Here is a 7,689-nt window from a genome sequence, read left to right on the forward strand (position 1 = left end):
GAATTCTTCCGTTACCTGATTTAGAAGCCATTGAGGAATCAAGCAATTATAGAGAATCCTTTTTCGAGGTGAAATTCCCATCTCTATTACTAGAGGAACAGGCATTAACTCTTGTTAATACTCCAGGTTTATCAGGAAGTGCAGCTGTTCGAAATGAATTTTACACATTAACGCATATGGCAGATGGATTATTAGTTACACTCGATGCGCAGTCACCATTTACTGAGCGTGAGCGAGAACTTGTCTTAGATGTAAGAAAACGGACGCCTCACTTACCGATTCATTTTGTCTTAACAAACTTAGAGAAAATTTTCAATGAGCATGATGCCATCCGAATTCTTGAAGATACAGCTGACCGTATTCGTGACTATGTCCCAGAAGCAGAACTATTTGCTTATTCAAGTCAACATCATCAAGGTGATGCAGCTAGCTTTATTTGGCGCAATTTCAGCGGCGATCATCTTCCTGTCGAGAGAAGAGGCAACATGCTGTTCTACATCCGTAAAACCTTAGCAACCCTGCTAGAGAAACGGATCGAGATGGAAAATCAACATGTTGAATCGATCAGGTGGAATGAAGAAATGGTCGTTAAACTTAACGGCGCCATCCATCAAGTAACAGATCAAGAGACAGAAAATGTACGAACGATTACCAATTCCTATAAATTACTTAAAGACGAAGTTCGGAATGACCTTACAGGAAGGATTCCTGATCTTCTTCGTGACTGTGCTAGTCTGTTAAAAGAGGACAGTGATTTCCGACGTATCCATATCTTACTTAATGAAGAGATGAATGTACGGATTCAGGATTATGTCAAAAATCGGGTACTTCCTAAATTCCATGTTTCTTTACAAGATTGGATTAATCAGTCGAAAGAAGAATTTAACCAAAGTCAGCATCTTTTAAATGAAATGGCAGAAGGTTTTAATACTCTTTATGGCGACGAACGTATTGAACTCGCATGTGATTACCGAGTGCTTGATGACTGGAGTCGTGATGCAGAGCGGATGACAAGTATGGTGCAAGTGGATGACATGAACATTCTAATGCGTCATACCCCTTCACAACTTCTCCTTAAAGGTGCGGGTAAGTTATTCGGAGGACTTACGCAAAATAAAGGAACATTATATAATCAATACAAAAAATATCTAGAAACCATGGATTATGATGATGTAGCAAATGCAGTTGCGGCAAAATTCCTGTCACAATTTGTCTTGTTTGAAAAATCCTTGGAACGAGATATTGCTATGTTCTTTAGACATCCATACAACGTTCTTAATCAACATATGGAACAATGTCAAATTGAAATTTCAGATAGCCAATCCGCACTTGATCAAATGAGAGAACTTCCAGAGTTGTATCGGGATCCAATCACATTATTTAAAATAAGATTGCGTCAATATGAAATGATTCAAGATTCTAGAAAGTAACTATCAAAAAGAGGCTGTTCCTTTAAGGAGCAGCCTCTTTTTGATAACTATTTCATTTTTTTTATATCCTCGTCACCTTCAAATTTATTATCTTCAAGAATTCCGATTTCATCAATAAATTGTCTAGCTTCTTCATCACCATATTGATAAATAATGGCATAAATATGTTTTAGAGCCGCATCGTACTGATCATTTGGTTTGTCTTTGTGATAAGGAACATAGGGAATAACTGATCGGATGTGTGCTTGTAAGTCTGCCGTATGACTTTTTTCAAGTTGTAATTTTAAATCAGCTAATTCCTCTGCAGTTGCATATATTCTAAAGTTTGGATTTTCTTCTATCAGCGGCTGTTCAAGAATATCTCCGCTTACAAGATCAACGAAATAGGTTTGTTTTTCGGAATTCATCATGTTCATCTCCTTATTTTCTTTAGTACTATTCTTTTACCACAATTTTGAATGTTTTAACCCTATTCACTGAAAAGGAAACTATTATAATGGTATAATGAACCAATTAGAAAGAGGAATGGAGAGTATATCATGCGAAAAAAAGCACTATTATTTATACTTGCTTTAAGTCTGTTAGCAGGTTGTACAACCCGTGCCTATGAAACGAACATGGAGTTAGGCAGGAATGAATTAAAGAAACAACATTATTTAGAAGCTTCTGAAGCATTCGATAAGGCTTATCAAGATAAAGATTCCGCTGAAGCAAGAGATCTTCGGAACTTATCAGCTGCTATGAGTAAAGCAATGACCGCCTATGAAACGTCAGATTATCCAACAGCACTTACGCTAGTAGATAAAGTAATCAATTATAAAATGAGTGAGCCTGAGGGTGAAGACGTTTATAAACAGGCGAAAGAGCTGAAGAAGGAAGTAAGTACAGCCATAAAAGAAAACGAAGAAATGGCGTTGAAACTTGCGGAAGGAAAAGTTTTGCTTTCGCAAAAACAATTTAAAGAGGCCCACAGTCTTTTTCGAGAAGTGGCTGAATCAAATCAGCCATCGACAAGTAAGCTTAAGAGTGAAGCAAAAAAACTGATTGATAAAACGGTACAAAGTGAGCAGCAAGCAGGTAAAACTTCCGAAACGGAGAAACCTGAAGAAACGGATAAACAAGCTGAAACAAAAGAAGCCAGTGAGTCCACGGAATTCACCACAGATGAAGGCAAAGAATTAGTTGCCGAATTTATTAAGATGAACGACTCTTCAAATTTAACGATACAATTTGATCGAGAAGATGAAAAAGGAAATTATATTTTTCAAGTTTACGAGATTGTCATAGACAACCCGGAAACAAAAGAAGGGCATACCGCAACATGGGGCTGGTACAGCGTTAATCCCGAAACAAAAGAAGTCGAAGATTTAATGTAGCAAAAGAGCTTATCCAAGCTCTTTTTTTTTATGTATGGATTCAATTTCGGCTGGTGAGTGGTTTCAGGCGGGAATAACGTTGTTCCAGACGGGAATAACGTTGTGCTAGACGGGAATACGCCCATCGCAGACGGGAATAATGACGTTCCCCAAAAAACCAATATAATAGAAGGAACAGCCCCGTTCCTGGTTGAAATAGGGTTCTGAAAGCAGGATTTTCTTTCTGGAGAGCGAATGTGAATGATAAGAGATTTAAGAATGGGGGAGTTGTTGATGACGGAAGAGTATCTTGTACTGGATGGTGCTGAGCCTTTCTTTTTTGAAGGCAATGATATCGGTGTTTTACTATGTCATGGCTTTACCGGAACAACACAGAGTATGAAGCCGCTTGGGGAAGCGTATGCTAAGGCTGGCTATACTGTCTGCGGGCCGCGTCTTAAGGGACATGGCACTCATTATGAAGATATGGAACGGACAAAGATGGAAGAATGGATGGCGTCGGTTGAGGAAGGATTAGGTTGGCTGAAGGGCCGCTGTGAGACAATCTTCGTGACGGGTCTCTCGATGGGAGGGACACTCACACTCTACTTGGCTGAAAAGTATTCAGACATTAAAGGAATTGTCCTTATTAATGCGGCGGTGGAGCTGCCGCAATTGGAAATGGCTCAGCATATAACCGATACACGTTTTCTCGATGCAATTGGCTCTGATATTAAACGGGTTGGCAATCAGGAGCTGGCTTATATGAAAACGCCGGTTCGTTCAATAAAGGAACTGATAAAATTAACGGACGCAGTCAGCAGAAAGTTAAACAAGGTTAGTTGCCCTGTCTTACTATTTGTTTCAATAGAAGACCATGTAGTCCCTCCAAATAATACACAAATTATTTATGATAGAATCAGTGCAAATGATAAAAAAATAATTACGCTTAAAAACAGTTACCATGTGGCGACGCTGGATAATGATCAAGGGATTATTATTAGTGAAACCTTAGCCTTTATAAAACGAGCAGCAAAGAGTAATAGCTTGTATTCATGAGGTACAGCTGTTTGTTTGAAAGCATCTATTTTCGCAGACTTATATTAAAAAAGTTGTAAATATTGCTAAATACCCGTAATTTTAAAGGTAATAATGGATTGTTGAAGGAGATTTGAGAAATGAAGATCCTTGTAATAGAAGATAATGAAAGTGTTTGTTCGATGCTGGAAATGTTTTTTGCGAAAGAAGGGATTACTGGAGAATTCGTAATGAATGGGCTTGATGGTTACAATCGGTATCTTTCAGGTAAATGGGATGTGTTGATTCTTGATTGGATGCTCCCGGGTATGGATGGGGTAGCTATTTGTCGCAAAATAAGGAGTGCAAAGGATACCATTCCAATTATAATGTTGACGGCAAAAGACAGCGAATCCGATCAGGTATTGGGTCTGGAACTGGGGGCAGATGATTATGTAACGAAGCCGTTTAGCCCGTTGGCCTTAATGGCGAGGATTAAGGCAGTAACAAGGAGATATCAGAGTGGGAGTGCGGAGCAGAAGGAACAACATATGCTTGAAACAAAGTATCTAAGGATCAATAAAGATACGAGAGAAGTATTCCTTGATGGTAAGCCAATTACGAATTTGACGCCAAAAGAATTTGATTTGCTTTCCTATTTTGTTCAGTCCCCTCGTCAAGTGTTTTCGAGAGATCAGCTGCTGGAGCGTGTATGGGGTTATCAATTTTATGGTGATGAAAGGACCGTGGATGTTCATATAAAAAGGCTGCGAAATAAAATTGGATCCCCGGCGCGTCCTATGCTTCATACGGTTTGGGGTGTCGGGTATAAATTCGATGAAAGTGGAGCGGGGTATGAGAATTAAATATCTTTATCAACTGCTGGGAAGTAATATTATCATCTTGATCGTCGCTTTTCTTACTTTAAGTTTGCTGTTTGCTAAATACGTTGAACAACTTGTTTACGAAAATACAACGAATGAACTGATTACATATGGCGAGGAAATCTTAACGGAGTTTGAAAATAATCCAAGAGGTCAATCAACAGTACTTAATCAATATGCCTCTGTTCTTGATGATAAGGATATTTTTTTTAGTGTGTTTGATCAGAATCGCGACATTGTATATCCTTATTCAGGTCGTTTGTCGCGTTTTGAGCCTAGCAATGAAGAGTGGGAGAAACTAGCACGGGGTGACACAGTTATTATCCGTCAAGAAAGCAAACGCTTTGAACAGGAAGTTTCGCTGGTTGTCCTTCCTTATATTCAGGCAGGGACGCTGGTCGGGGGAATCTTACTAATTGCCCCAGTCAGTGGTTCAAGAGAAATGATCAGCGAAATTAATCAGTATCTTGTTATTACTGTATTAATTGCTCTGACAATTTCCTTCCTATTAAACTGGCTGCTGTCAAGGGTGCACGTCAAACGAATTCAACGGATCCGTGATGCTGCCTCGATGATTGCGGGTGGGAATTATAATGTTCATGTCCCGTCTGCTAACTTTGATGAAATCGGTGATCTTGGGAATGATTTTAATGAGATGGCAGGAAAGTTGAAAGCATCTAATGAAGAAATTGAAAATTTGGAGAACAGAAGACGGCAGTTTATGGCGGATGTTTCTCATGAACTAAGGACACCTTTAACCACAATCAGCGGGATGCTTGAAGGCTTAAGAGATGACATGATTCCCGAAAAAGAGAAACTGAAGGGTGTTAACCTTGCAAGTCAGGAAGCAAAACGGCTAATTCGCTTAGTTAATGAAAACTTAGATTATGAAAAAGTTCGTTCTAATCAAATTAAACTGACTAAAGAATCAATACTGTTGCACGAGTTGATGGAAGTGATAAAAGAACATCTCAACATACAGGCAGCAAATAAGCGGAACGAAATTCTTGTCGAAGTTGCGGAAGAAGTACTTGTGTATGCAGATTACGATCGATTGATTCAAATCTTGATTAATATTACGAAAAACAGTATACAATTTACGGATAATGGAACCATTTGGCTCAGAGGCAGAGTGAGCGATAAGGAAACGATTATTGAAATTGAAGATTCTGGAATTGGCATAGATCCGGATGACATCCAAACGATCTGGCGGCGTTTTTATAAAGCTGATCTTTCTCGGACAAATAATCCATATGGGGAATTTGGACTTGGGTTGTCAATTGTAAAAAAATTAGTTGAACTGCATGGGGGGAAGATAGAGGTATCTAGTATAAAAGGAAAAGGGACGATCTTTACAATTTACTTACCTCTATTAGATTAGTGAAGGATAAGACTTGGCTTTTAAAAGCAAAGTCTTATTTTTTTTGCATCTTTTCATTCAGGTTTCATGATTTGTTAATAAATTTTTAATAATTGATGGTTATGATGATACCAAGATAATCAAAAAAATAAAAATGAGGTGTGAAAATATATGGAAAATAATACTGAAACAGAAAGAATTGAACAGACGCCTGAAGTTACAAAAACGACTCGGAAAGAACAAAAGAGCAAGTCCTTCTGGTTTTCATCGCTCACATCAGGAATTGTCGGTTCATTGTTAACTTGTTCGGTATTTGTTTTTGGGGCTGATTATATGGATGTTAATCAAACGTCTCAGAATGATACACAAGGTGCTGCACTTATTAAAGAGAAAAGTGATTCTGCTTTGCTGCCTGTAGAACAAACTTCTTATAGCAATGATAACTCTGGTATAGCAGATATGGTTGAAAAAGCGTCTAACTCGATTGTTGGAGTGATTAATTATCAACAGCAGCAAAGCTCATACAGCGGGGGGATGTTTCCGAACTCCAGCTCAAGTGACAGTTCATCTGAGGTAGAGAGTGGAACAGGTTCAGGTGTTATGTACAAAAAAGAAGGAAATAAAGCGTATATTATCACAAATAATCATGTGATAGAGAATGCGAGTAAGGTTGAGGTTTCTCTCGATGACGGCGTGAAGACAGCGGCGGAGGTTGTTGGTTCAGATGCGTTAACGGATCTTGCTGTTATTACAATTGATGCTTCTAAGGCACCTGATAAAATCAGTTTTGGAAATTCTGATGCTATTCGTACAGGTGACTCTGTTGTTGCAATAGGCAATCCGCTTGGTCTAGATTTATCGCGTACAGTAACACAGGGGATTGTTAGTGCCACTGGTCGTTCAATAGATGTCGCGACATCAGCAGGTGAATGGAATTTAGATGTGATTCAGACAGATGCAGCGATTAACCCAGGGAACAGTGGGGGAGCGCTGATTAACGCGCAAGGTGAGGTCATTGGTATTAACAGCTTGAAAATATCTGAAGATGGTGTGGAAGGCCTTGGCTTTGCGATTCCAAGTAATGATTTACTGCCGATCGTCGAAGAAATTATTAAGGATGGAAAAGTCACTCGGCCATACTTAGGGGTCAGCCTAGGGAATGTCGGCGAACTTGCTCAGAACTATCAGCAGTCATTTAATCAAGCAGCCGCAGAAGGTGTTATGGTCACAAGTGTTGAGGACGGCTCACCAGCAGCAGAGGGTGGACTTATGCAACAGGACATCATTACAGAAATTAATGGTACGCAAATCACAACTACATCAGAATTAAGAAAATATTTATATAAAAATGGAAAAGTCGGTCAAGAAATGAGCTTTACCGTATATCGTGGTGACGATAATAAAACGATAAAAATCAAGTTAGGTAAATCATAGTATCCGTACGAAAGCTGTCGCTCACCTTACCGGTATTAGGACTGGGGAGTGACAGTCTTTTTTATCTCAATCCTTGAACAGAACCATATATTTGCCAATAAAAAAACTTGTTGGTTTGGAATAGGTAGTGTAAAATATTGACAAATATTAAAAAACAAGTAAGGTCATTTGTAATAGTAAAACATTTATTACCAAGTTTATTTTTCAAA

At 38.8% G+C, this 7,689-nt stretch carries 6 protein-coding genes and 1 pseudogene; 6 read left to right on the plus strand and 1 reads right to left on the minus strand.

Annotated elements, in window-relative coordinates; translation table 11 throughout:
* A pseudogene (locus tag AC52RT_RS09415) lies at positions 1–1,430 on the plus strand (GTP-binding protein); the annotation flags it as partial.
* 47 nt (positions 1,431–1,477) lie between these two features.
* On the opposite strand, the gene AC52RT_RS09420 reads toward AC52RT_RS09415, so the two are convergent.
* Complete coding sequence (locus AC52RT_RS09420) at positions 1,478–1,837, minus strand: hydrolase (RefSeq protein ID WP_495540501.1); 360 nt, start codon at positions 1,835–1,837, stop codon at positions 1,478–1,480.
* Between the two features lie 132 nt (positions 1,838–1,969).
* Between AC52RT_RS09420 and AC52RT_RS09425 the strand changes: the two genes are divergently transcribed.
* The 5 genes from AC52RT_RS09425 to AC52RT_RS09445 all read left to right on the plus strand — a co-directional run bounded on the left by AC52RT_RS09425 (position 1,970) and on the right by AC52RT_RS09445 (position 7,480).
* Positions 1,970–2,806, plus strand: coding sequence for a tetratricopeptide repeat protein (locus AC52RT_RS09425; protein ID WP_495540502.1), 837 nt, complete (start codon positions 1,970–1,972; stop codon positions 2,804–2,806).
* 273 nt (positions 2,807–3,079) lie between these two features.
* Complete coding sequence (locus tag AC52RT_RS09430) at positions 3,080–3,844, plus strand: alpha/beta hydrolase (protein ID WP_495540506.1); 765 nt, start codon at positions 3,080–3,082, stop codon at positions 3,842–3,844.
* 119 nt (positions 3,845–3,963) lie between these two features.
* Positions 3,964–4,668 carry a winged helix-turn-helix domain-containing protein gene (locus AC52RT_RS09435; protein WP_495540503.1) on the plus strand — a complete coding sequence of 235 codons (705 nt, stop codon included), beginning with the start codon at positions 3,964–3,966 and terminating at the stop codon, positions 4,666–4,668.
* Positions 4,658–6,067 (plus strand): sensor histidine kinase, encoded by a 1,410-nt coding sequence (locus AC52RT_RS09440; RefSeq protein ID WP_495540504.1) that lies wholly within the window; start codon positions 4,658–4,660, stop codon positions 6,065–6,067. Before AC52RT_RS09435 ends, AC52RT_RS09440 begins: the two co-directional genes overlap by 11 nt.
* A 150-nt stretch (positions 6,068–6,217) precedes the next feature.
* Complete coding sequence (locus AC52RT_RS09445) at positions 6,218–7,480, plus strand: S1C family serine protease (RefSeq protein WP_495540505.1); 1,263 nt, start codon at positions 6,218–6,220, stop codon at positions 7,478–7,480.
* Positions 7,481–7,689: the final 209 nt, after the last annotated feature.

Source organism: Peribacillus sp., assembly GCF_059453735.1.